Origin of the sequence: Pseudalkalibacillus hwajinpoensis (assembly GCF_015234585.1) — a bacterium.
Taxonomy (GTDB): domain Bacteria; phylum Bacillota; class Bacilli; order Bacillales; family Guptibacillaceae; genus Guptibacillus; species Guptibacillus hwajinpoensis_B.
The window spans coordinates 910415-931164 of record NZ_JADFCM010000008.1; the positions used below are offsets into that span (position 1 = coordinate 910415).

The 20750-nt window shown below is 39.4% G+C and carries 22 protein-coding genes; 13 read left to right on the forward strand and 9 right to left on the reverse strand.

Features of this window, described 5'->3' with window-relative positions; all coding sequences use genetic code 11:
• Nucleotides 1-78 precede the first annotated feature (78 nt).
• The 5 genes from opp3b to IQ283_RS16455 all read left to right on the forward strand — a co-directional run bounded on the left by opp3b (nt 79) and on the right by IQ283_RS16455 (nt 4748).
• Entirely contained in the window at nt 79-1008 is a 930-nt protein-coding gene (opp3b, locus tag IQ283_RS16435) for an oligopeptide ABC transporter permease (protein ID WP_194221192.1), read from the forward strand.
• 5 nt (nt 1009-1013) lie between these two features.
• Nucleotides 1014-2036, forward strand: a complete 1023-nt coding sequence (gene opp3C / locus IQ283_RS16440; protein WP_194222275.1) for an oligopeptide ABC transporter permease — start codon at nt 1014-1016, stop codon at nt 2034-2036.
• 11 nt (nt 2037-2047) lie between these two features.
• On the forward strand, nt 2048-3118 hold the full coding sequence (locus IQ283_RS16445; RefSeq protein ID WP_194221193.1) for an ABC transporter ATP-binding protein: 1071 nt from the start codon (nt 2048-2050) through the stop codon (nt 3116-3118).
• Nucleotides 3111-4043 (forward strand): ABC transporter ATP-binding protein, encoded by a 933-nt coding sequence (locus tag IQ283_RS16450; protein WP_194221194.1) that lies wholly within the window; start codon nt 3111-3113, stop codon nt 4041-4043. Before IQ283_RS16445 ends, IQ283_RS16450 begins: the two co-directional genes overlap by 8 nt.
• 306 nt (nt 4044-4349) lie before the next feature.
• Nucleotides 4350-4748 carry a hypothetical protein gene (locus IQ283_RS16455; RefSeq protein ID WP_194221195.1) on the forward strand — a complete coding sequence of 133 codons (399 nt, stop codon included), beginning with the start codon at nt 4350-4352 and terminating at the stop codon, nt 4746-4748.
• Here IQ283_RS16455 and IQ283_RS16460 read toward each other — a convergent pair.
• On the reverse strand, nt 4745-5281 hold the full coding sequence (locus tag IQ283_RS16460; RefSeq protein ID WP_194221196.1) for an HD domain-containing protein: 537 nt from the start codon (nt 5279-5281) through the stop codon (nt 4745-4747). The genes IQ283_RS16455 and IQ283_RS16460 overlap by 4 nt on opposite strands.
• 178 nt (nt 5282-5459) lie before the next feature.
• Between IQ283_RS16460 and IQ283_RS16465 the strand changes: the two genes are divergently transcribed.
• The gene (locus tag IQ283_RS16465) at nt 5460-6668 is read left to right on the forward strand and encodes a putative glycoside hydrolase (protein ID WP_194221197.1); all 1209 of its coding nucleotides are present in this window, start codon (nt 5460-5462) and stop codon (nt 6666-6668) included.
• A gap of 83 nt (nt 6669-6751) precedes the next feature.
• On the opposite strand, the gene IQ283_RS16470 is transcribed toward IQ283_RS16465, so the two are convergent.
• Nucleotides 6752-6931, reverse strand: a complete 180-nt coding sequence (locus IQ283_RS16470; protein WP_194221198.1) for a hypothetical protein — start codon at nt 6929-6931, stop codon at nt 6752-6754.
• A 156-nt stretch (nt 6932-7087) separates the two neighbouring features.
• Between IQ283_RS16470 and IQ283_RS16475 the strand changes: the two genes are divergently transcribed.
• Together IQ283_RS16475 and IQ283_RS24315 are read left to right on the forward strand one after the other, a co-directional pair.
• A complete protein-coding gene (locus IQ283_RS16475) occupies nt 7088-7651 on the forward strand; it encodes a GNAT family N-acetyltransferase (protein ID WP_194221199.1) in 564 nt (187 codons plus the stop codon).
• A 33-nt stretch (nt 7652-7684) separates the two neighbouring features.
• Nucleotides 7685-7813: a hypothetical protein gene (locus IQ283_RS24315; RefSeq protein WP_255462008.1), complete on the forward strand. Its 129-nt coding sequence runs from the start codon at nt 7685-7687 to the stop codon at nt 7811-7813.
• A 46-nt stretch (nt 7814-7859) separates the two neighbouring features.
• On the opposite strand, the gene IQ283_RS16480 is transcribed toward IQ283_RS24315, so the two are convergent.
• Entirely contained in the window at nt 7860-10925 is a 3066-nt protein-coding gene (locus IQ283_RS16480) for an efflux RND transporter permease subunit (RefSeq protein ID WP_194221200.1), read from the reverse strand.
• 11 nt (nt 10926-10936) lie between these two features.
• Nucleotides 10937-12139, reverse strand: coding sequence for an efflux RND transporter periplasmic adaptor subunit (locus IQ283_RS16485; RefSeq protein WP_194221201.1), 1203 nt, complete (start codon nt 12137-12139; stop codon nt 10937-10939).
• Nucleotides 12140-12427: 288 nt separating this feature from the next.
• Between IQ283_RS16485 and spxA the strand changes: the two genes are divergently transcribed.
• Nucleotides 12428-12823: a transcriptional regulator SpxA gene (gene spxA / locus IQ283_RS16490; RefSeq protein ID WP_098443134.1), complete on the forward strand. Its 396-nt coding sequence runs from the start codon at nt 12428-12430 to the stop codon at nt 12821-12823.
• Nucleotides 12824-12935: 112 nt separating this feature from the next.
• On the opposite strand, the gene IQ283_RS16495 is transcribed toward spxA, so the two are convergent.
• Nucleotides 12936-13613: a TerC family protein gene (locus tag IQ283_RS16495; RefSeq protein ID WP_242057369.1), complete on the reverse strand. Its 678-nt coding sequence runs from the start codon at nt 13611-13613 to the stop codon at nt 12936-12938.
• 269 nt (nt 13614-13882) lie between these two features.
• Here IQ283_RS16495 and mecA point away from each other — a divergent pair, with 269 nt between their 5' ends.
• The 3 genes from mecA to pepF all read left to right on the forward strand — a co-directional run bounded on the left by mecA (nt 13883) and on the right by pepF (nt 17852).
• The gene (gene mecA, locus IQ283_RS16500; protein ID WP_194222276.1) at nt 13883-14566 is read left to right on the forward strand and encodes an adaptor protein MecA; all 684 of its coding nucleotides are present in this window, start codon (nt 13883-13885) and stop codon (nt 14564-14566) included.
• A gap of 185 nt (nt 14567-14751) precedes the next feature.
• Nucleotides 14752-15933, forward strand: coding sequence for a competence protein CoiA (locus tag IQ283_RS16505; RefSeq protein WP_194221203.1), 1182 nt, complete (start codon nt 14752-14754; stop codon nt 15931-15933).
• Between the two features lie 95 nt (nt 15934-16028).
• Complete coding sequence (pepF, locus tag IQ283_RS16510; protein WP_194221204.1) at nt 16029-17852, forward strand: oligoendopeptidase F; 1824 nt, start codon at nt 16029-16031, stop codon at nt 17850-17852.
• A gap of 54 nt (nt 17853-17906) precedes the next feature.
• Here the strand turns inward: pepF and IQ283_RS16515 are convergent, their stop codons facing one another.
• The 4 genes from IQ283_RS16515 to IQ283_RS16530 all read right to left on the reverse strand — a co-directional run bounded on the left by IQ283_RS16515 (nt 17907) and on the right by IQ283_RS16530 (nt 20224).
• Nucleotides 17907-18086 (reverse strand): hypothetical protein, encoded by a 180-nt coding sequence (locus tag IQ283_RS16515; RefSeq protein WP_194221205.1) that lies wholly within the window; start codon nt 18084-18086, stop codon nt 17907-17909.
• 133 nt (nt 18087-18219) lie between these two features.
• On the reverse strand, nt 18220-19044 hold the full coding sequence (locus IQ283_RS16520) for a ClpXP adapter SpxH family protein (RefSeq protein ID WP_242057424.1): 825 nt from the start codon (nt 19042-19044) through the stop codon (nt 18220-18222).
• Between the two features lie 92 nt (nt 19045-19136).
• On the reverse strand, nt 19137-19538 hold the full coding sequence (locus IQ283_RS16525; protein ID WP_408962606.1) for a globin: 402 nt from the start codon (nt 19536-19538) through the stop codon (nt 19137-19139).
• A 110-nt stretch (nt 19539-19648) separates the two neighbouring features.
• The gene (locus tag IQ283_RS16530) at nt 19649-20224 is read right to left on the reverse strand and encodes a CYTH domain-containing protein (RefSeq protein ID WP_194221208.1); all 576 of its coding nucleotides are present in this window, start codon (nt 20222-20224) and stop codon (nt 19649-19651) included.
• A gap of 113 nt (nt 20225-20337) precedes the next feature.
• Here IQ283_RS16530 and IQ283_RS16535 point away from each other — a divergent pair, with 113 nt between their 5' ends.
• Complete coding sequence (locus tag IQ283_RS16535; RefSeq protein ID WP_194221209.1) at nt 20338-20745, forward strand: hypothetical protein; 408 nt, start codon at nt 20338-20340, stop codon at nt 20743-20745.
• Nucleotides 20746-20750 lie beyond the last annotated feature (5 nt).

A 20750-nucleotide genomic window follows, 5' to 3' on the forward strand; every position in this document is an offset into this window, starting at 1 on the left:
TAGAAAATTTAATCTAGTGAAATTCCATTTTTCGACTTATACTATATAAGCAGGTATCTTTTGAGGAGGTTGGTTGTAGTGGGACGTTATATTGGCGGAAGGATCATTTCAATGTTGATTACCTTCCTAATCATTGCTTCGCTAACATTTTTTCTTATGAAGCTTCTCCCTGGTACACCGTTTAACAACCAGGATAAGCTAACAGAAACACAAATTGTGCAGTTGAATGATAAATATGGTTTGAATGATCCAGTTCCTGTACAGTATTTCAATTATATGAAAAACTTAATTTCAGGTGACCTCGGTGTTTCCTTCCAGCAGGATGGCCGTGAAGTGTCTACAATTATCGGTGAACGTATTGGACCATCTGCTTATTTAGGACTTCAATCATTAGTAGTTGGAACAATCATTGGTCTTTTTCTTGGAATCATTGCAGCACTAAGACACAATTCATTCCTAGATTATGGCACGATGGTTATCGCAGTTCTTGGTATTTCAATTCCAAACTTCGTTATCGCTGGCCTAATGCAATACTGGTTGGGGGTTAAGTGGCAGTTGTTACCGGTAGCTTACTGGGATGGCTTCGCTTATACAATCATGCCAACGATTGCAATTGCTTCGATTGTTGTCGCAACAATAGCTCGTTTTATGAGAACAGAAATGCTAGAAGTTCTCGGACAGGACTATATTACAACAGCGAAGGCAAAAGGCTTAAGTAGCACAGCGGTTGTTATTAGACATACAATCCGTAATGCTTCTATACCTATCATTACTATTATGGGACCACTGGTTGTAGGTCTAATGACAGGTACTCTAGTAATTGAGCAAATCTTCGTCATACCAGGACTTGGTGAGAAGTTTGTTAACTCGATTTTAACAAATGATTTCCCAATTATTATGGGTACAACGCTTTTCTTTAGTTTACTATTTATAGTTGTAATTTTAATAGTAGACATTATGTATGGGATTATTGATCCACGAATTCGTCTAGCGGGAGGTAAAAGTTAATGAGTATGAAACAAGAAAAGCTACATGATATCTCAGACGACATGTTTCAACCCGCTAAAATTGATTCTTCTGAAAATGAACAAATAGCACGTGAAAGTACAGGGTTCTGGAAAGATGCATGGAGAAGATTAAAAAAGAATCCAGGGGCTATTACTGGACTCATTATTATCGTTGCCATTATTCTATTGGCAATTTTCGGACCTGGAATGAATGAACACTCATATTCTGAACAGGAATTAACAAGAGCTAAGCTTCCTGCAAAAGTTCCTGTGCTAGAAAATATTGATTTTCTAGGAGTTAACGGAGTTGATATCCGCGGAACAGATCAGTATGAAGCTAAAGGCTATGAAGACGAATACTTCTGGTTCGGTACGGATGAATTCGGCCGAGATCAGTGGACGCGTGTTTGGCAAGGAACGCGAATTTCCCTATTTATTGCTGCAGCAGCAGCCTTTATTGATTTTGTAATTGGTGTCGCTTATGGTGGTATTTCTGCCTATTATGGTGGCCGAGTTGATAACATTCTTCAGCGTATTATTGAAGTTTTAGTAGGTATTCCAAATCTAATATTAATTATTCTATTTATTTTAATATTTGAGCCTGGAATATTCTCAATTATCCTCGCACTTTCGGTGACAGGGTGGATAGGAATGTCGCGTATTGTTCGAGGCCAGGTTTTAAAACTTAAAACCCAAGAGTTCGTTCTTGCTTCTCGTACATTGGGAGCTACAAGCGGACGAGTAATTGGGAAACATTTAATTCCAAACGTACTAGGACAAATTATCATTACAACGATGTTTACAATTCCAAGTGCAATTTTCTTCGAAGCGTTCCTAAGCTTTATCGGTCTTGGACTACGACCGCCGGAAGCTTCACTTGGTTCTATCATTAACAATGGATTTAAGAGTCTACAAATTTATCCGCATCTTGTGCTATGGCCATCAATTATCATTTCATTGATTATGATTGCCTTTAACCTTCTTGGTGACGGCCTTCGAGATGCATTTGATCCAAAGCTACGTAAATAGGGGGGATTAGAATGGAAAAGATTCTAGAAGTGAATGATTTGCACGTCTCCTTTGATACGTTTGCTGGAGAAGTACAAGCCGTTCGTGGAGTAAACTTCCATTTAAATAAAGGTGAAACATTAGCAATTGTTGGTGAGTCTGGATCAGGGAAATCCGTTACATCAAAAGCGGTTATGCGTTTGATTCCAAACCCACCAGGACGTATCAAAGAAGGTGAGATTAAGTTCGGTGATCGTGACTTAGCTCAGCTTTCCGAAAAGGAAATGCAAAAAATTCGTGGATCTGAAATCTCAATGATTTTCCAAGATCCAATGACTTCACTTAACCCGACCATGACTATCGGGAAGCAAATCATGGAAGGTCTAGTGAAGCACCAAAATATGAGTAAATCAGAAGCGAAGGAACGTGCGATTGAGCTTTTGAAACTTGTTGGTATTCCGAATGCAGAGGGAAGAGTAAATGAATTTCCACACCAATTTTCAGGTGGTATGAGACAGCGTGTAGTTATTGCCATTGCTCTTGCCTGTAACCCTCGTGTTCTTATTGCAGATGAGCCGACCACAGCTCTGGATGTTACAATTCAGGCTCAGATTCTTGAGCTACTAAATGATCTACAAGAAAAAATGGGTACGTCGATTATCTTTATTACTCACGATCTTGGGGTTGTAGCTAATATCGCAGATCGCGTAGCGGTTATGTATGCAGGTAAAATTGTTGAAACTGGAACGGTAGATGAAATATTCTACAACCCTCAGCATCCTTACACTTGGGGACTTCTTGGTTCCATGCCAAGCCTAGACTCAACGGATGAAGAGCTTATTGCTATTCCAGGGTCACCGCCAGATTTACTTGATCCACCTAAAGGTGACGCATTTGCTCCGCGTAATCCATACGCAATGAAGATTGATACAGAAATGGAGCCGCCTTTGTTTAAGATCTCAGATACGCATTATGCTGCAACGTGGCTATTGCACGAGAAAGCACCTAAAGTAGAACCGCCTGCAGCAATTAAAAAACGTATGCAGGGAATGGCTCCAAGTGAGCCGATCATTGGCGCGAAAGATGGTGGTAAGAATGTCTAGTCAAGAAAAACTTCTAGAAATTAAAAACTTAAAGCAGCATTTTAAAGTAGGTAAAAGCACAGTAAAAGCTGTTGATGGCTTAACTTTTGATATTTATAAAGGCGAGACGTTCGGTCTAGTTGGAGAGTCTGGTTGTGGAAAATCCACAACTGGACGTACTATTATTCGACTATACGACGCAACTGACGGTGAAGTTCGATTTAATGGAGAAGATGTGCACGGCAAGAAATCTGCGAAAGATCTTAAGAAATTTAATCAAAAGATGCAGATGATCTTCCAAGATCCATACGCTTCATTGAATCCGAGAATGACCGTTTCTGATATTATTGCTGAAGGCATTGATATTCACGGTCTTGCAACGTCTAAGAAAGCTCGTATGGACAAAGTGGTTGAACTTCTTGAAACAGTAGGATTGAACAAAGAACATGCAAACCGCTACCCTCACGAATTTAGTGGCGGGCAAAGACAGCGTATCGGAATCGCTCGTGCTCTTGCGGTTGATCCAGAATTTATTATTGCGGATGAACCTATTTCTGCTCTAGACGTTTCGATTCAAGCACAGGTTGTTAACTTGATGAAGAAACTTCAAAGAGAAAAAGGCTTAACGTATTTGTTTATTGCGCATGACCTTTCTATGGTGAAATACATTAGTGATCGTATTGGTGTTATGTATCGTGGCCAAATCGTTGAGCTTGCTGAAAGTGAAGAGCTTTATCGAAACCCACTACATCCCTATACGCAGTCTCTTCTATCTGCGATTCCACTTCCGGATCCAGAGTATGAGCGCTCTAGAAAACGTAAAGTTTATGACCCAGATAAGCACCTTCCTGAAAATGGAGAAGAACGAGTTCTTCGTGAAGTAGTGGAAGGACACTGGATCGCTTGTACTGAAGAAGAGTACCAAAAGTACCAAGTAACAGTTTAAAAGGTTAGGACCTCATTTTAACTGAAATGAGGTCCTTTTTTAGTGCTTTTTATGACGAAATTTTATGACTAGATAACCTATGTAGAGTAGAATTGGAACAATCAGAAATCCTTTTACATAAAGGGATAAGTCAACGGGAAGCGAATAGTCTACTAAAATAAGTCCGCACAGAATAAAAGTAGAAATAAGCAAACTAATTTTTAATGTGATCATAAACTCTCCTTTCAGAAAAGCTGTAGTTACTTTGTTCGTTTTACTGAGATGCCTTTTGTGAAATCATACAAAGCAAAATAGAGGAGGATCCATATGATTTTTTACACTTACAATTCAGAGTTTGATGAAGAAACGCTCGAGTCGATTAGATCAGAAAATAGGGCAAGGTTACAGTTACAGCCTTCTTCTCATTCTATCGTATACTTATTTGAAGAAAAAGAACAAAACGTAGGATATGTGTGGATTGAAACATTTGAAGAGTATGTTGAGGCTGTGGAATTTTTTTATAAAGGCAATGAAAAGAAGAGGTGGGGTTTGTACGAATTTATCGTTCAATTGGCTTATAAGCAGAAAAAGCAGAGGATTATGATGAGTGTGCCTAATAGTGAGTACGGAATGACTTTTGTAAAGAAGTGGGAAGGGGAGATAAGGGAAAGGGATGGAAAGGATTTACATATCGAGATCCCTTTCCTGAGCTATAGTGGTTCTTAAACACTTTGCTGCCACTCCTTTTGATTGTTCAAGCTCTGTTCAATCAAGTGATCGAGTGCAGCGAGCTCATTTCTCGCTTCTTCTTCAGAGATAACTTTATAGTGGTGATTACCACCAGGTTCTTCGTCCGCTTCATCAGCCATTGCCACTACTTCTTGAAGAGCATTACGGTTTACAGTTCCCATAAAGTAGGAATCCGTGTGGAATAGGATGGCGACGGCAATTTCCTTTGCTGAAACTGGATTTTCACCAAGACGTATCAGCATTTTGTGAGCACGCTCAGCCCCTTTGATCGCATGAATATCATTTTGTTTATATAAGTTATAATCCCATTTTCCATTTCGGTACCATGTATAGTGACCTATATCATGAAGTAATGCTGCTTTAGTAGCAAGATCAGGATTGACATCATGTTCACTCGCGAAATGATAAGCGTGTTTGGCCACAGTAATCGCATGAGCCAATCCAGCGCGTTTTAGATACTTTCGTGCAAATGGTAGTTGATAGATATCAGTTAGTGTTACGTTTCTCATGGTTATGGCCTCCTCACCAATCTAAATTTATTTTTCTAAATATCATACCATTTGATAAAAAATAAAGCAATTTATATCGTTCACGAAAAAGACATGAGAAATTTTACTGGAAGTTCTTTCAAAGAGCGTTTATTCATCTTATAATAGAGGAGGCAAACTAATAAAGGGGAGAGAAGCTGTGCGTATTTTTAATGTGGGGTTGAAAGGCCTGCTCGCGACAGTTTTGCTTTTTTCTGCTTTTGGGCAATCGGTACAAGCAGATGAAGCATTATCAGCGACAAATCTTAAAGGGATTGAGACAGAAAAAAAAGAACTAACGTTACCAGATCGACTACCAAGATTCGTTTATGATTCTGGTCTTGATTTCGAATATCCTGATGCAGTTCGAGGTATTTACGTAACAGGAAATTCTGCAGGTGGAAGTCGATTCAGCAAGCTCACAAAATTTGTGAACTCAACAGACTTAAATGCAATGGTCATCGATATTAAAGATGATTTTGGAAATCTTACATATGAACCAAAGAAGGATTCTCCATTAGCAGAGTATGAGATTGGCAAACCTTATATGAAAGATCCTCGCAAGGTTTTAGAAGAGATGGAGAAAAACGAGATCTATCCAATCGCGCGAGTAGTTGTATTTAAAGATACAGTGCTTGCAGAAGCAAGACCAGAGCTTTCATACAAAGAAGGTGGCTCTATCTGGAAAAACGGACGTGGAGAAGCATTCGTAAACCCATTTAAGGAAGAGGTATGGGATTACAATGTTGAAATTGCGATAGAAGCAGCTAAAATGGGCTTCAAAGAAATTCAATTTGATTACGTCCGTTTCCCAGAAGGATTTGAAACACGTGAAGACACATTAGAATATTCGATGGGCAAATATGCTGATATGGATATGGACAATGTTCAAAAACGTGTTGAGGCTGTAACGGACTTTGTAGCATATGCGAATTCAAAACTTGAGCAGTATGATGTTGATGTATCGGTTGATATTTTTGGTTATTCAGCAACGATTCCTGAAGCGCCTGGTATCGGGCAGAATTTCTCTAAAATTTCTAGTAACGTTGATGTTATTTCATCTATGATTTATCCAAGTCACTGGGGATCCTATTTTGGAATTTCAAAGCCTGATCTGGAACCGTATAACTTAATAAATGAGTATGCAAAAGTAGAGAATGAAGTATTAGGCAAGTTGGATGATGCTCCTACAAGTCGTCCATGGATTCAGGATTTCACTGCAAGTTATCTTGGCAGTGGGAATTACTTGAATTACGGAAAGGCGGAAGTAGAAGCTCAAATTAAAGCCTTGAAAGATAACGGTATTAATGAATATCTACTTTGGGACGCAAGCAATAGTTATACAAAGAATGTCGACTATACACCGTGATACGTAAAGAAAAGGATTGCCTCTGAAGGCAATCCTTTTTCTCTATATACGATTCCCTTCCCGCTAACGCTCAATGCGCTAGTTTAGAATGAATCTTTCGTTAAGTTCCTCCAGTTTTTCTGACTATCTTCTAAAGGGTGTTGGAAGGAGGATTTTTGTTTAGAAAAAAGGAAACGGCCTGATGCATTTAAGAAGATAGCAATAAATGCTGTGAAGCTAATGAGTAGAATAGCGAGCATGATAAACTCAGCAAAAAAGTTCATTTCATTCCTCCTTAGCATGTTTGATATTAGTGTACAGTATGTTTACATAACTGAGAAGAGGGGAAAATAACTACTGCCTTATCTAGCTTAGCACTATTTTACTGGATAAATGTGTTATACTATTAGTGACGAATTAATTTAAAAGGGAGTAGATCAATGAACTGGTATGAGAAGCTGAAGCAATATTTCCCCATTGAAGAGATGAAATCAAAAGAGCATATGGACTTACTGCTTGAAGAAAAAGGTGACATTTACAATAAGGACGAGGGACCGCACCATGTTCTAATGTATGCCGATCTTCCTGATTTCATATTCGTGGATTATATTTTCGTTTCCAAGGATGCCAGAGGTCAGGGGCTAGGAAAGAAATTAATTGAAGAACTTAAAGGAAAGAATAAGCCAATTATCCTCGAGGTAGAGCCTGTTGATTATGATGAAACGGATACTGAAAAAAGACAGCGCTTTTATTTGAGAGAAGGATTTAAACACGCGAAGTCAATTGGCTACCGAAGAAGATCTCTTGCTACAAACGAGATCAATGAAATGGAAATTCTTTTCTGGTCTCCAAACGAAGCTGGTGAGAAAGAAATTTACGAAGCGATGAAGCATACGTATCAGGAGATTCATACTTACAAAGATATGCAGTTGTATGGTGAGTCTTATCAGCCTGTTGAGGAAGTACTGAGTCTTAAAGAAGATAAGGAACTCATTGAAGAGTAAGAGTATTGTTTTCGATCAGGAGGGAACCTTCTTATGAAGAATCGTGAGAAGAAAAAGCAAAAGAAGCGCGAATGGTTGAAGGATTTATTGAAACGACGTTGGAAAACCTGGAAACCGCAGTCTTCGAAAGAGCCCGCCTCAAATACGAGAACATCAGCTTAAAGAACGTAACAAAAAACCGAAAGCCTCAGCTGGCTTTCGGTTTTTTCTATTCATTTGTTTCTAATTTTTTATCCAATCGTTGCTGACGACGTAGATCAATCAAGTAATAAACAACAGGAATAAATACTAATGTTATAAACGTTGCTACACTCAATCCGAATACGATGACGATGGCCATCGGTTGCTGAATTTCTGTACCTTCACCAAACCCGAATGATAAAGGAACTAGACCTAGAATCGTCGTTAAAGCTGTCATTAAAATCGGTCTTAAGCGAATGGGTCCTGCTTCTAAAATCGCTTCACGAGTTCCCATCCCTGTTTCACGAAGCTTATTAATATAATCAACGAGAACAATCGCATTATTGACTACAATTCCCGTTAAAATGAGCATACCAACGAGCGAACCTACTCCAAGAGGCTGGAAGGAAATAAGTAGGCCAAATATAATCCCGATTGCTGTAAGCGGAACAGAGAACATAATGATAAATGGATAGAGAAACGATTCAAACTGTCCTGCCATAACCATATAAACAAGAACAATGGCAAGAGCAAGAGCGCCTGACAATTTAAAGAAAGCATCATTCATTTGTTCATCTTGTCCACCAAAAGTAATTTTATATGAATTACCAGGGAGCGGAACGTCTTTGACTAGTTTTTCGCGAATTTCATCTGTTACCGTTCCAAGATCTCGACCCAATAGACTCGCTGTTACTTCTACTTGTCTTAATCGATCCGAACGTGTAATTTCCGACGGACCAAGACCCCGTTTAATTTCGGCAACAGCAGAAAGGGGGATTTTTTCCCCAGTTTGAGTCTCGATTAATAGGCTAGATAGAGAATCAAGGGAATCTGTATATTTATCTTCAACTGCTAAGCGAATATCTAATTGATTGCCATCTCTTGCAAGATTGCTTGCTACAAGTCCTTTTGTGGCATTAGAAATCGTTGTTGAAATTTGTGAGCTACCTATTCCATAGCTCGCAGCCTTCTCACGATCGATTAGAATTTGAACTTCTGGATTATTGGATTCGATACTCGAAGTTGGTTCTCTTACCCCATCGACTTCTGATAAGCTCTCCATCACATCATCCGAAAGTTCTTTCAAAACATCAAGCTCAGGTCCGATGATGTTAATTGAAATAGGATCAGCGCTAAATCCAGAATCACTGGCAGATACAGAAATATCGGCGTTCGGTATACCTTTAAGCTTCTTTCGTATATCTTCAGCTACTTCTAAGTCAGATTGATCTCGCTCATTGATTGGAACGAGCAGAACGCTGTAGCTAGCCCGGTTCGTTTGACTGCCAGCTCCAACACTAAAGTTGTCGGTTCCTCCAGCTGTTAAATAGGATAGATCAACTTCAGGAATCGACTTTAAGACGTTATCAATTTCCTCTGTGACGGTTTCAGTGGCGTCAAGAGAGCTTCCTGCAGGAAGGTTCGCTGATATATTCACAAAGCTCTGATCCTGTGCAGGAAGGAATTCTGTCCCAATAAAAGGCGTTCCAGCTGCTGAAATAGCAAGGAGCAGAACGGTAAAGCCGATTGTTTTTTTAGGATGAGACAGTGTTTTATCTAATACTCGACGATACCAATTATTAACCCGATCAAATTTAAGTTGAAAAATCGATTTCGATTCGTTTCGGTTCATCAGAAGAGATGATAACAATGGCACAATAATAAGTGCTGTAAATAGTGACGCTAATAGTGAGAAGGTAACAGCAAGCGCTAATGGTTTAAAGAGCTGGGCAGCGAGCCCAGTAACAAACACAATTGGTAAGAAAACGACAACTGTAGTGAGTGTAGATGCAATGATTGCACTACCAACTTCTTTCGTACCATCTACTGCCGCTTCTTTAAGTGATTTACCTTCCTGCCTTAGTCGGTAAATGTTTTCTAGAATAACAATAGAGTTGTCTACCATCATTCCAACTCCGAGCGCGAGGCCGCCTAGTGTTAGGAGGTTGATGGTTTGACCTGAGAAATACATTAAAATAAATGCACCTACGATAGAAATAGGTATGGATAAACCAATAATTAGCGTACTGCGAATATTGCGTAAGAACAGATATAGAACGGCAGCAGCTAAAAGACTTCCAATAATAATATTCCATACAACAGCACGGATTGACTGATTAATAAATTTCGCCTGGTCGAATACGGTTTTAATTTCCATGCTTTCTGGTAGGGAAGGCTGAATTTCTTCAAGCTTCTCATTAATTTGCTTCACTACTTGAACGGTGTTTGCTCCAGATTGCTTTTGGATTGAAAAACCAATCGCCGGCTCACCATTTAAGAAACTTTCTTGAACGGCAGGTTTCATCATTTCTTCGATTTCAACGAGCTGATTAAGCTTGACGGTACCATTCTGTGTTGGAACGGATAAGTTTTTCAAATCATCAACGGATTTAAACTCTCCTGTTACGCGAAGAGGCAGGTTTTTATTCTCTGTTTCAATAGATCCGCTTGGTAAGTTAAGATTTTCTGATCCAATGAGCTGCTGTAAGTTTGTAAGGGTGACGCCATATTGACTTAATTTATCTGGATCAGCAGTTAATCTAATCTCCTTCTCTAGCTGACCTTCAATCGTAACAGCTGCAACCCCTGGTACTGAGTCAAGTGAAGGTTTAATTTGATCTTCAATTACTTTTTTTACTGCAGTAAGATCTTCCTCCGATCCAGCCACTCCAAGTTGCATGATAGGAATATCACTTGGATTAAAACGCAATACTTTAGGAATTGGTACTTCAGAAGGGAGAGAGTCTCTAACTGCATCAATTTGTTCCCTCATATTTAACGTAGCAAAATCCATATCTGTTCCCCATTCGAATGAAACGAGGATCAGTGCACCACCATTTTGTGAGACGGACGATATACTTTCGACATTCGGTAGGGTTCCCATCACGTTCTCAAGAGGGGAGGCTAGTAAGTTCTCAACTTCTTCAGGACCAGCACCATCATATGTAACCGTTACGGCTGCCACAGGGAAAGTTAGATCAGGAAACAGATCAACTGGCATGTTACGTAGTGATACTGTTCCGATAATGAGGATGAAAATAATCACCATCCCCATAGCAATTGGACGAAAGACGGAAAGCTTAGCAATATTCATGTGTGTTCAACTCACTTCTGTACCTGGATTTCAGATGCTTCGTTTAAACGATCTTTACCTTTAGTGATGACTTTATCACCTTTTGAGAGACCGTTTGTAATTTGGATGCTTTCATCAGTCTCTGCTCCGAGCTCGACGTTAACTTGTTTCACTTTCTTTCCTTGTGGTGCGTAAACATACGTTTCATCATCACCATAGATAATTGCATCCTTAGGGACAGTTACAGCGTTCTCTATGACATCTGTTTGTATGGTCGCAGTTGCTTTCATACCACCTTTGATTTTCAAATCTTTGTTTTCAATTGGAATCTCAATTAGAAATGAACCCGTTTGTTCATTTGCTGTAGGTGGGGTCGCTTTTAACTTCCCATCAAAAGAACCATCGACACCGTCAAAAGTGATCTTCACTTCCTGATCTTTTTGTAACTGTGTAATTTGAAAGCTATTTACTTGAAAGGCAGCTTTAATCGGATTTAAATTAACGACGACCGCAAGCGGGGTGCTTGGCACTGCTGCAGCATTTTCTTCAGCATTGATTTGAGAAACGATCCCATTTATAGGTGATTCAATTGTAGTTGCATTTAGAACGTCCCTTGCCTGGTTAAGGCTAGCTTTCGTTTCGGACAACTGTGTTTCAAGCTGTGTCACATTACCTGCTGACATTGAAGGAACCTGGGCTGCAGCTTGGGATAATTGTGCCTGCTTTATGGTTACTTCAAGACTTTCCTTTAAAACATCAGCAGCTGTCACTTCTTCTGAATCAAGTTCATTAAGTAGCTGCTTAGATCGTTCGAGTGACGCATTTAATTCAGATTGAAGATTCTTTAACTCTTGAGCACTTTTTTCTGCTTGTCCAGACAATTCTTGAGCCTGGCTAACGGCTTTTTCAAGCTCATTGACCGCATTCGTTAGCTGGTTGACATTTTCTCTCGCTGTAGAATCGTCGAGAGAAGCAATGAGATCACCTTTTTCCACAGTGCTCCCAACAGTCACGTTAATTTCTTTTACCTCGAGCGGGGAAGGGGCAGCGAGCGGGATCGTCACTCCAGGAGTAGCTTGTCCGGCTAATTCAAGTTCATTCGAAATGTTTTTTTGCTGAGCAGTAGCGACTTCAACTGGAATCGGTTCATTTGAAGTTTCTTCATTTGTAATTTCCTGTGTCGTACAAGCGCTTGCAAAGACGAGCATACTTACAAGAAACAGAGCCTTTTTCATATTATTCACCTCAGAATTAGTGTATCTCTTACGAATCGTATCATGTGAAGGAAACTTTTTTCAGATAAAATTCAAACATTTTTAAACAATAAAGGTTTGGGAGAGTAAAGAAGGGGTATATAGGAGTTAGACTTAACATTAAATTATTTGTATAGTTATTGTATAGCTTTTATGTAATTTTTGTCATCCTCTATTTATTTGATAAGAATTGTAGTATAATACAAATTGTGAAAAGATAATTTTTCTAATGTAGATTTGACGTTTACTTATAGAAAGGAGCAATTCCTTATGGTAACACTCTATACATCACCAAGCTGCACATCTTGTCGAAAAGCGAAGGCGTGGTTGCAGGAGCACGATATTCCGTTTACAGAACGTAATATTTTTTCTGAACCTCTTACTATTGAAGAAGTGAAAGAAATTTTACGTATGACTGAAGACGGAACAGATGAAATTATATCAACTCGCTCAAAAACTTTCCAGGAATTGAACTTAAATCTTGATACGGTTTCTTTACAGGAATTGTTTGAGCTAATTAGCGAGCATCCAGGATTGCTTCGCCGTCCAATCATTTTGGATGAAAAAAGACTCCAGGTTGGTTATAACGAAGATGAAATTCGTCGTTTCCTACCTCGCAAGGTTCGTACTTTTCAACTTCAAGAGGCACAGCGTCTCGTTAACTAATTAGCTTGTAGTAATGATCCTCGGTTTCAATTCATTCGAGTTAAATGTTCATTAACATAGCTACCTAATAAAAACTTCTACAGGATCTCCTGTAGAAGTTTTTTTGTGGCTCTTAATGAATGTAAAGAATGTTTCCTTTCACCTTCTTTACTAACCATCCTCCAACAATCACAACGAGAAGAAAAATAATCTCGGTGGCCACTTCCATGGAAGGGTATGTATAAAAGAAGGTTTTTAATTCTGCTGCGCTTGTTAACATCCTTGCAGAGGTAAAAGCTAAAATGCCTGCACCAATATAAATTAATACAGGAAAATGATCAAGGGCATGCATGATCATTCGACTCCCCCATACGATAATAGGGATAGAGATGAATAATCCAAAAACGACAAGCGGCAGTTTCCCCTCGGATGCACCAGCGATCGCTAGTACATTATCGAGCCCCATAATGAGATCTGCTATGACGATGGTTCGAATGGCTCCCCAAAACGAAAAGGTGGATTGGACCGTTTCATTACTTTCGCTATCGATTACCAACTTGAAGGAAATGTAGAGAAGAAAGAGGCTACCAACAATTAATAAGAAAGGGAGCATCAATAAATAGACAGCGACAATGGTTAGTGCTATTCTAAGTCCAACAGCAATGGCTGTTCCCATCATGATAGCTTTGTTGCGATGAGAATCGGGGAGATTACGACACGCGAGGGCGATTACAACTGCGTTGTCACCACCTAGGACGATATCAATACCGATAATAAACAGAATCTGAGTCATGGTTTCTAAGGTAAGCAAGGAATCCACTCCCGAATAGCGAATTTTTAATCATATGACAGGAGCACTTTAGGGCAAGCTATACACATAAATAAATATATCGTGTATATGGTTTAATATGAGTGAAAAAATCAAACGATTTTTTATTTCCATTCTTTGATGGTTTATCATAGAATGGTATTACAAGAGAAAAAGTGGTTAAACTCAAGCCACTTAAGGGAAAGAGAAAATTAGGAGTATCCCAGAGGGAATAGCCTTCCGGTTAACTAAACAGGAGGGAGAGAGTGCACATGGAAATCGAACGCGTCAATGCGAATACTTTAAAATTCTTTATTACGTATAGAGATATTGAAAATAGAGGGTTCGATCGAGAAGAAATTTGGTACGACAGAGAAAGAGGAGAAGAATTGTTCTGGGAAATGATGGACGAAGCACATCAAAGGGAACAGTTTTCACTTGAGGGTCCACTCTGGATACAAGTTCAAGCACTTGAAAAGGGTCTTGAAATCATTGTGACACGTGCACAAATGTCAAACGACGGGTCCAAACTTGAACTTCCGATGTCAGAGGATAAGCAGCTTGATCTTCCGCTCGATGAAAATATGGATAAAATTCTTGATGATAAATTTGCGCTTCAGAACAATTTAGATCCAGAAGACGAGCCTGAGCCGCTAGAAGGTGAAGAGCTTTCCTTTATGATCGGATTTAGAGACTTTGAAGATGTGATTTCATTGTCACACGGATTTGATTCAACTGGAGTCGAAAATGGATTGTATCATTATGAGGACCGTTATTATCTCCATGTTGTCTTCGACGAAACATTGATAGAAGAAGATCAGGACAACCGATTGAGTCAGCTGTTGGAATACGGATATGAAACAGACCTGACCATTCACCGCATTCATGAATACGGTAAGGAGATTCTCTCTGAGCAGGCTCTTGAACAACTCCGCGGACACTTCCCACTCTTATAAGGTGAGGCCGATTTCTATGGAAATCGGCTTTTTTTATTTCTCCATTTCTTGAAGGGGCCATAAAAAAACAGCCTTGGCCATGTGGTCAAGCCGGTTATCTCATTCAAATAAATATAGAAACTGTAGAGGGATGTTTCTCTAGAAAGAGAATTATTGTTAGGAACGAATAAAAGAGAGGTGTTGTGATGTTAACTGCTTCAACTACAAATGGATCGTTACTCAATCTTGCTGATCGTTGCTTCAGCCTTGATGAGCTACGGCAATTGAGACGTTCTACACACTATTATTGTCCTGGGTGCCGTGAGCGGGTTGTGATGAAGCTAGGTGAAAAGAAGATATGGCATTTTGCTCATCAAGGGTCCCCGCCTTGTGAAATGGAATGGGAGCGAGAATCTAATTACCACCTAACCGGAAAACAACAGCTTTATGATTGGCTTAGAGAAGATCACCAGGATGTGCAATTAGAACATGTGTTAATTGCCTCTAATCAACGCCCCGATTTATTTCTCCCCTCATCTCGTACGGCGATTGAATTTCAATGCGCCTCAATAGAAGCGAGCCTACTTACGAAACGATCATTTGATTATAACGCTTCAAACATTCATGTGACGTGGATTCTTGGAGCAAAGCGTCTCAAGCGACTATATTCCCTCATCCACACCCTTTCAGCTATGGACTGGGCAGCAGCATCCCACCATAGAGGTTCTCCTTCTATTTATTATTATTGCCCAGAAGAATGTACCTTCGCGAACCTAACCATCCACTATAGCTTAACCCCTACAAAATTCATCTGTACAACCACTTATCACAGCGCTTCAACTACTTCTTATTTTGATTTATTTAAGTCCCATACTCCTTTTACTAATCATGAATCCGCGCCCATATGGTTTAAGCAAAAACAAATTTGGCGTCAAAATCCCCATGGTGAAAAATCATTCATTTATTACTTCTTACGTAAACGACTCTATCTTAGCGGAAAGTCTATTCGATTTTTCCCCTCTGAAGCTGGAATCCCATCTTCACAAAACTACTGGATTGAAACCCCTTCTTATTTATGGCAAACGTGGATTATTATTTGCTATCTTTCTTTAATCCCTCAAAATAAATCATTCTCTATGCAGTCATTAATAAATGCCTTCCAACAAGTAATCGATGCTACTCTTATCAAAGTAAGAAATGGCCCTCACAAGATACAGGGTGAAGGAGTGTCAGCGGCACTAAAGGGGTATATTGATCAATTAGTTCGGTTAAAAGTTTTGAAAGAATGGGATAATGAACGATATGAAAAGCTTTATCAACCTGAGGTTCACAAGCAAGTTGAGCGATGCACTAAAAAAGATCATGAAATTCTCGGGAAACTTGTGTGAAACTGCAACGTTTGTCGAGCGAAATTGTAAGAATCCTAAGAGGAATATGGTACGATAATGTATGTGAGGTAATTATTTGATGGAGGTGTCTACTAATGATGGAAGAGAAAAAAGTAAACGCTCTACCTAAACGAGACGAAATTCCAGTAGAAGATACTTGGGATCTTGAAGCCATTTACGAAAACGATCAAAAATGGGATGAGGAATTTAAAGAAATAAAAGCACTTCTCCCAGAGATGGAAGAATACAAAGGGAAGTTAGCCGATTCTGCGAATACGCTTTTTGCTGCCCTTCAAAAACAAGATGAAATTACAATTAAGCTTGGCAAGCTGTATACATATGCCCATATGCGCTATGATCAGGATACAACTAACTCGCATTACCAGGGTCTTAATGATCGTGCAGCTAATCTTGCGACGCAGGTGAGTAGTGAGCTCGCTTTTGTTGTACCAGAAATTCTAAGTGTACCCGAAGAAACCATCAAACAGTATTTGAACGAAAAGAAAGAACTGAAACTTTATGAGCAAGCATTAGATGAAATCAATCGAGAGCGTCCGCACGTTCTATCTAAGGAAGAAGAAGCCATTCTGGCTGGTGTTAGCGACGTAACGAACAGTTCAAGCAACACGTTTGGCATGTTAAATAATGCAGATATGAAGTTTCCAACGATTAAGGATGAGAATGGGGAAGAAGTGGAAGTTACACACGGACGCTACATTCGTTTTCTTGAGAGTAGCGACCGTCGTGTAAGGAAAGATGCGTTCAAGGCAGTCTATGAAACGTATGGGAAATTCAAGAATACTTTTGCTTCTACACTAAGTGGAACAGTTAAGAAAGACAATTATTATGCTAGCGTGCGTAATTATGATTCGGCAAGACAAGCTGCACTTGATAGTAATAACATTCCAGAAGACGTCTATGACAACCTTGTGGAAACAGTGCACAATCGCCTTGATCTATTGCATCGCTATGTAAACCTTCGAAAGAAAGCACTTGGTCTTGAGGACATTCATATGTATGATCTCTATACACCACTTGTACCAGAAGTGAAGATGGAGGTTTCATATAAAGAAGCGAAAGATTACATTCTCAAAGGATTATCTCCACTAGGAGAAGAGTACAAAGAGATCTTAGAAGAAGGCTTCTCAAACCGATGGGTAGATGTGCAAGAAAACGTAGGTAAAAGAAGTGGGGCTTACTCTTCAGGTACGTATGGAACACGTCCATATATTCTAATGAACTGGCAAGATAACGTGAATAATTTATTTACGCTCGCTCACGAGTTCGGCCATTCGGTTCATAGTTATTACACAAGAGAAAACCAACCTTATCCGTACGCAAATTATTCCATTTTTGTAGCTGAAGTTGCTTCAACAACAAATGAATCGTTACTCAATCATTATTTGCTCGAAAACACTTCAGACAAAAAGGAAAAGCTTTATTTATTAAACCACTATCTAGAAGGATTCAGAGGAACCGTATTTAGACAAACGATGTTTGCTGAGTTTGAGCATGCGATTCACAAAAGAGCGCAAGATGGTGAGCCGTTGACGCCAGATCTTCTTTCCTCGATCTACTATGATCTTAACAAAACGTATTTTGGTGACGATCTTGTGATCGATGATGAAATTGCACTTGAGTGGGCGCGCATTCCTCATTTCTATTACAATTACTATGTATTCCAATATGCGACTGGATTTAGCGCAGCTGCATCCCTCTCAAATCAAATTCTTGAAGAAGGCGATGAAGCCGTCTCAAGATACATTGATTTCTTAAAAGCAGGAAGCTCAGATTATCCGATTGAAGTCTTGAAAAAGGCCGGAGTAGATATGACTTCTTCTAAACCAATCAGTGACGCACTAGATGTATTTGAATCCATTCTTAACGAAATGGAGAATCTGTTATTCGAAGACGAATAGGTTTCATAAGCTAAGCCGCTAAAAAGCCTTCTCTACTACTAGAGAAGGCTTTTTTTAGCGGTTAAATCCTTTGAATTGGTTTCTGGAATTGTACATGCTAACGGTAAAAAGAATAGAAAGAAACAAAAGAGCTCCACCAATAGGCACAGGAATAAATCTTAATAATCCCATAATAAACATGACAAAGCTAACGATGATGAGTGCCGCACCTAGTAAGATGAAAAAACGCGTCATGAATTTCCCTCCTCGTATTATAGTTATGAGAAATGATGAAGCTTATACTTACTTGGAAGAAGAGAGGTAAATGAATGGTAAGAACAAAAAAGGAATGAACCATGCTGGTTCATTCCTTTTTTGAAGCCCGATCTTAACTTTTTACAGTGCGCCAGAAACATCCATGTTTCGCGGGCACTTTCTCTACCTTTTGCTTTAAGGCGAGCTTCTTCATAGCGGCATCTGCCTCGTCGCAACTCATGTCGTAAACGACCGCCACTTCTTTTGTTGCGACAAAGTGATAGCGTTCCATGAATTCATCTAGCGACGGAAGAGGCTCTGGCGTTGGTTTTGTTTTAAGCATTTCTGTCAGAATTCTAACATACACATCATATTCATAAAGTCCTGTAATTTTAAGACCTTCTTCTTCAATATTTTCATTGAAGAAAACAAGGGTAGGCAGCTCATTAACTTCCATTTCTGAAGAGATCTTTAAGTCACATTGAAATGCTTTTACAGCAGCTTGTGAGTGAAGATCTTTCTGGAATTCTTCCACATCAAGTCCGGTTTCTTTTGCTGCTTGAACAAGATTTTCTTCTTTTGTCATGTTTTGCTTTTGGATAAAAAGAAGTTCTCTCATTTTCCTTAGGAAACGAAATCCTGGAAGCTTTCCCTGAAGCTCTGCAGCCTTGATAGCAATTGATGCGATATAAGGGGTATCCATAGGGTCCTCATACCACAAATCACCGTCACAGGACATCCCAGAGCGACTGGCTGTACGTTCCCAACGCTCAGCCACATCAGCGTGTGTTGTGATGCCTTCATTTTTTCGTTTAAACGAGTTAAATGATTTTATATTACCGCCAACTAGATGTCTAATGCGGAAAGTATGTCCATATTCTAGGTGTAATTTCTTAATGATCGGTTCGAGACCCCAGCAGTCAGGACAAAGCGGATCAATAAATGAATAGATCTCGATAGGTTTACCTTTTTGAGATGTAGTCGTGCAAGCTGTATCGGATTGTCCATTTGGATTGTAAGAATCGCAATAGGAACCAGTAGCATTCGGTGTCAATTCGATTCTCCTTTCTCTTCCTGATCACCCGAGTTAACCATATGATGAGCAGTGAACGTTAACCTTGTTAGGAGATGTTCTCGTAAATCTTCGTCTAGTTCAACCTCATCCATTGCTAACTCCATGCAAGAAAGCCATGCTGTCGCACGTTTGGGTGTTATCTCGAATGGGAGATGCCTCGCTCTTAACATAGGGTGCCCATGTTCTTCGGAATATAGAGGCGGCCCTCCGAGAAATTGAGTTAGGAATTGAGTTTGTTTTCTAGCTGTTTCAGTTAAATTATTTGGAAAAATAGGTTTTAATTCGGGATGCTGTGAAACCCGATTATAAAAAGCAGTCACTAGCTGTTCAAGCTGAGCACCGCCGATATGATCATACATGTTTTGTTTCATATTCATTTTCCCCTTTGGAAGGTAGAACTTAATTACAATTTCATTTTAGCAACCTCCCTACGTAACAGCAAATAATCCGATTTGAAATCATTGCCAAACAAAAAGAACAGGACCGTTTAGGCCTGTTCTTGGGATGCTAGGAAGAATCGAAGAATCTTATTATTTGTCTTTCTCTTTGGAATTTGATGCTGATGAAGAAGGGACGTGAAGGCGCGCTCTCCTGTCGTGAAATCAGAGACTTCAAACTCAAGTTCGAAATCTTCTCTCCCTAGGTATTCACTATGGTCGAGGACGAGCAGTCCGTGAGTCGTTTGGTATTCAGCTCTATGTGTCGTTAATCGTCCTAAGTGGCGGAGCGGAGATAGAATTCCTAGTTCGTTTAGCTGCGATGCTACTTCTCCATCAGGAAGTGTGCCGTCCTTCTTGATCTCTTCAAAGGTTTCTTGCGATACGGCTTGATGTGTCTCAAGCAGTCCTTCCTCGGCAGGCTGCTTTAATGTTAATACGAATTTGTCATTCTTGTTTCTAATGCGTAACGCAGCTCCTTTTTCACGAATCATAAAATTCTTTGTATCAAAATAATCATTCGTTTGTGTTTTAATGTTCTCTTCTAATTTATAGTAATCAAGTAAAGAGGCATACTCTTCTTTTGTGAGCATATTTTTAAATTCGATTTCTACTTCCTGTGCCATAAGTGAACCCTCCATTTAGATGAATATAAAAGAATTATGGCATATGTCTATATTCAGAACAACAACGGTGAAATCTCCCACTGCATTGTGATAAACTATTAGGTGATACATACTTGGAAATAACGAAAGGAGAGGTATTTGTGCCAGAACAATACTACATCATTACAGGGGAATTATCAGATCACACACTTACCTTTGGTCTGAATGAAAAAGTGGACCTTACTTCCTATACAGCTACTGGAAATATGTTAGTGGATTCCGACTCCTTGTCATTTGTGTATTTACTCGATGGGGGAGAAGGGTATACATATATTCGTTTCCAAGAGGAAGTATGGCCAATGTTAGCAAACGTGCTCAATCAGGACGTGAACGTGGTTGTTACTTCCGAGGATGACACATCTATAGAACTTACTGACCTAAAAGAGGAACTTTCCTATCTTGTTGAGAATATTAAAGATAATTCGAATTATGGAGAAGTGATGAATCAAGCTGTTGAGAAAGTATTCCTAACAGCGTCATAATAGAT

Coding starts and splice junctions, on each gene's coding strand:
- opp3C (WP_194222275.1), top strand. CDS start 1,014: ATGAAACAAGAAAAGCTACATGATATCTCAGACGACATGTTTCAACCC.
- IQ283_RS16445 (WP_194221193.1), top strand. CDS start 2,048: ATGGAAAAGATTCTAGAAGTGAATGATTTGCACGTCTCCTTTGATACG.
- IQ283_RS16450 (WP_194221194.1), top strand. CDS start 3,111: ATGTCTAGTCAAGAAAAACTTCTAGAAATTAAAAACTTAAAGCAGCAT.
- IQ283_RS16455 (WP_194221195.1), top strand. CDS start 4,350: ATGATTTTTTACACTTACAATTCAGAGTTTGATGAAGAAACGCTCGAG.
- IQ283_RS16460 (WP_194221196.1), bottom strand. CDS start 5,281: ATGAGAAACGTAACACTAACTGATATCTATCAACTACCATTTGCACGA.
- IQ283_RS16470 (WP_194221198.1), bottom strand. CDS start 6,931: ATGAACTTTTTTGCTGAGTTTATCATGCTCGCTATTCTACTCATTAGC.
- IQ283_RS16475 (WP_194221199.1), top strand. CDS start 7,088: ATGAACTGGTATGAGAAGCTGAAGCAATATTTCCCCATTGAAGAGATG.
- IQ283_RS24315 (WP_255462008.1), top strand. CDS start 7,685: ATGAAGAATCGTGAGAAGAAAAAGCAAAAGAAGCGCGAATGGTTGAAG.
- IQ283_RS16480 (WP_194221200.1), bottom strand. CDS start 10,925: ATGAATATTGCTAAGCTTTCCGTCTTTCGTCCAATTGCTATGGGGATG.
- IQ283_RS16485 (WP_194221201.1), bottom strand. CDS start 12,139: ATGAAAAAGGCTCTGTTTCTTGTAAGTATGCTCGTCTTTGCAAGCGCT.
- spxA (WP_098443134.1), top strand. CDS start 12,428: ATGGTAACACTCTATACATCACCAAGCTGCACATCTTGTCGAAAAGCG.
- mecA (WP_194222276.1), top strand. CDS start 13,883: ATGGAAATCGAACGCGTCAATGCGAATACTTTAAAATTCTTTATTACG.
- IQ283_RS16505 (WP_194221203.1), top strand. CDS start 14,752: ATGTTAACTGCTTCAACTACAAATGGATCGTTACTCAATCTTGCTGAT.
- pepF (WP_194221204.1), top strand. CDS start 16,029: ATGATGGAAGAGAAAAAAGTAAACGCTCTACCTAAACGAGACGAAATT.
- IQ283_RS16515 (WP_194221205.1), bottom strand. CDS start 18,086: ATGACGCGTTTTTTCATCTTACTAGGTGCGGCACTCATCATCGTTAGC.
- IQ283_RS16525 (WP_408962606.1), bottom strand. CDS start 19,538: ATGAATATGAAACAAAACATGTATGATCATATCGGCGGTGCTCAGCTT.
- IQ283_RS16530 (WP_194221208.1), bottom strand. CDS start 20,224: ATGGCACAGGAAGTAGAAATCGAATTTAAAAATATGCTCACAAAAGAA.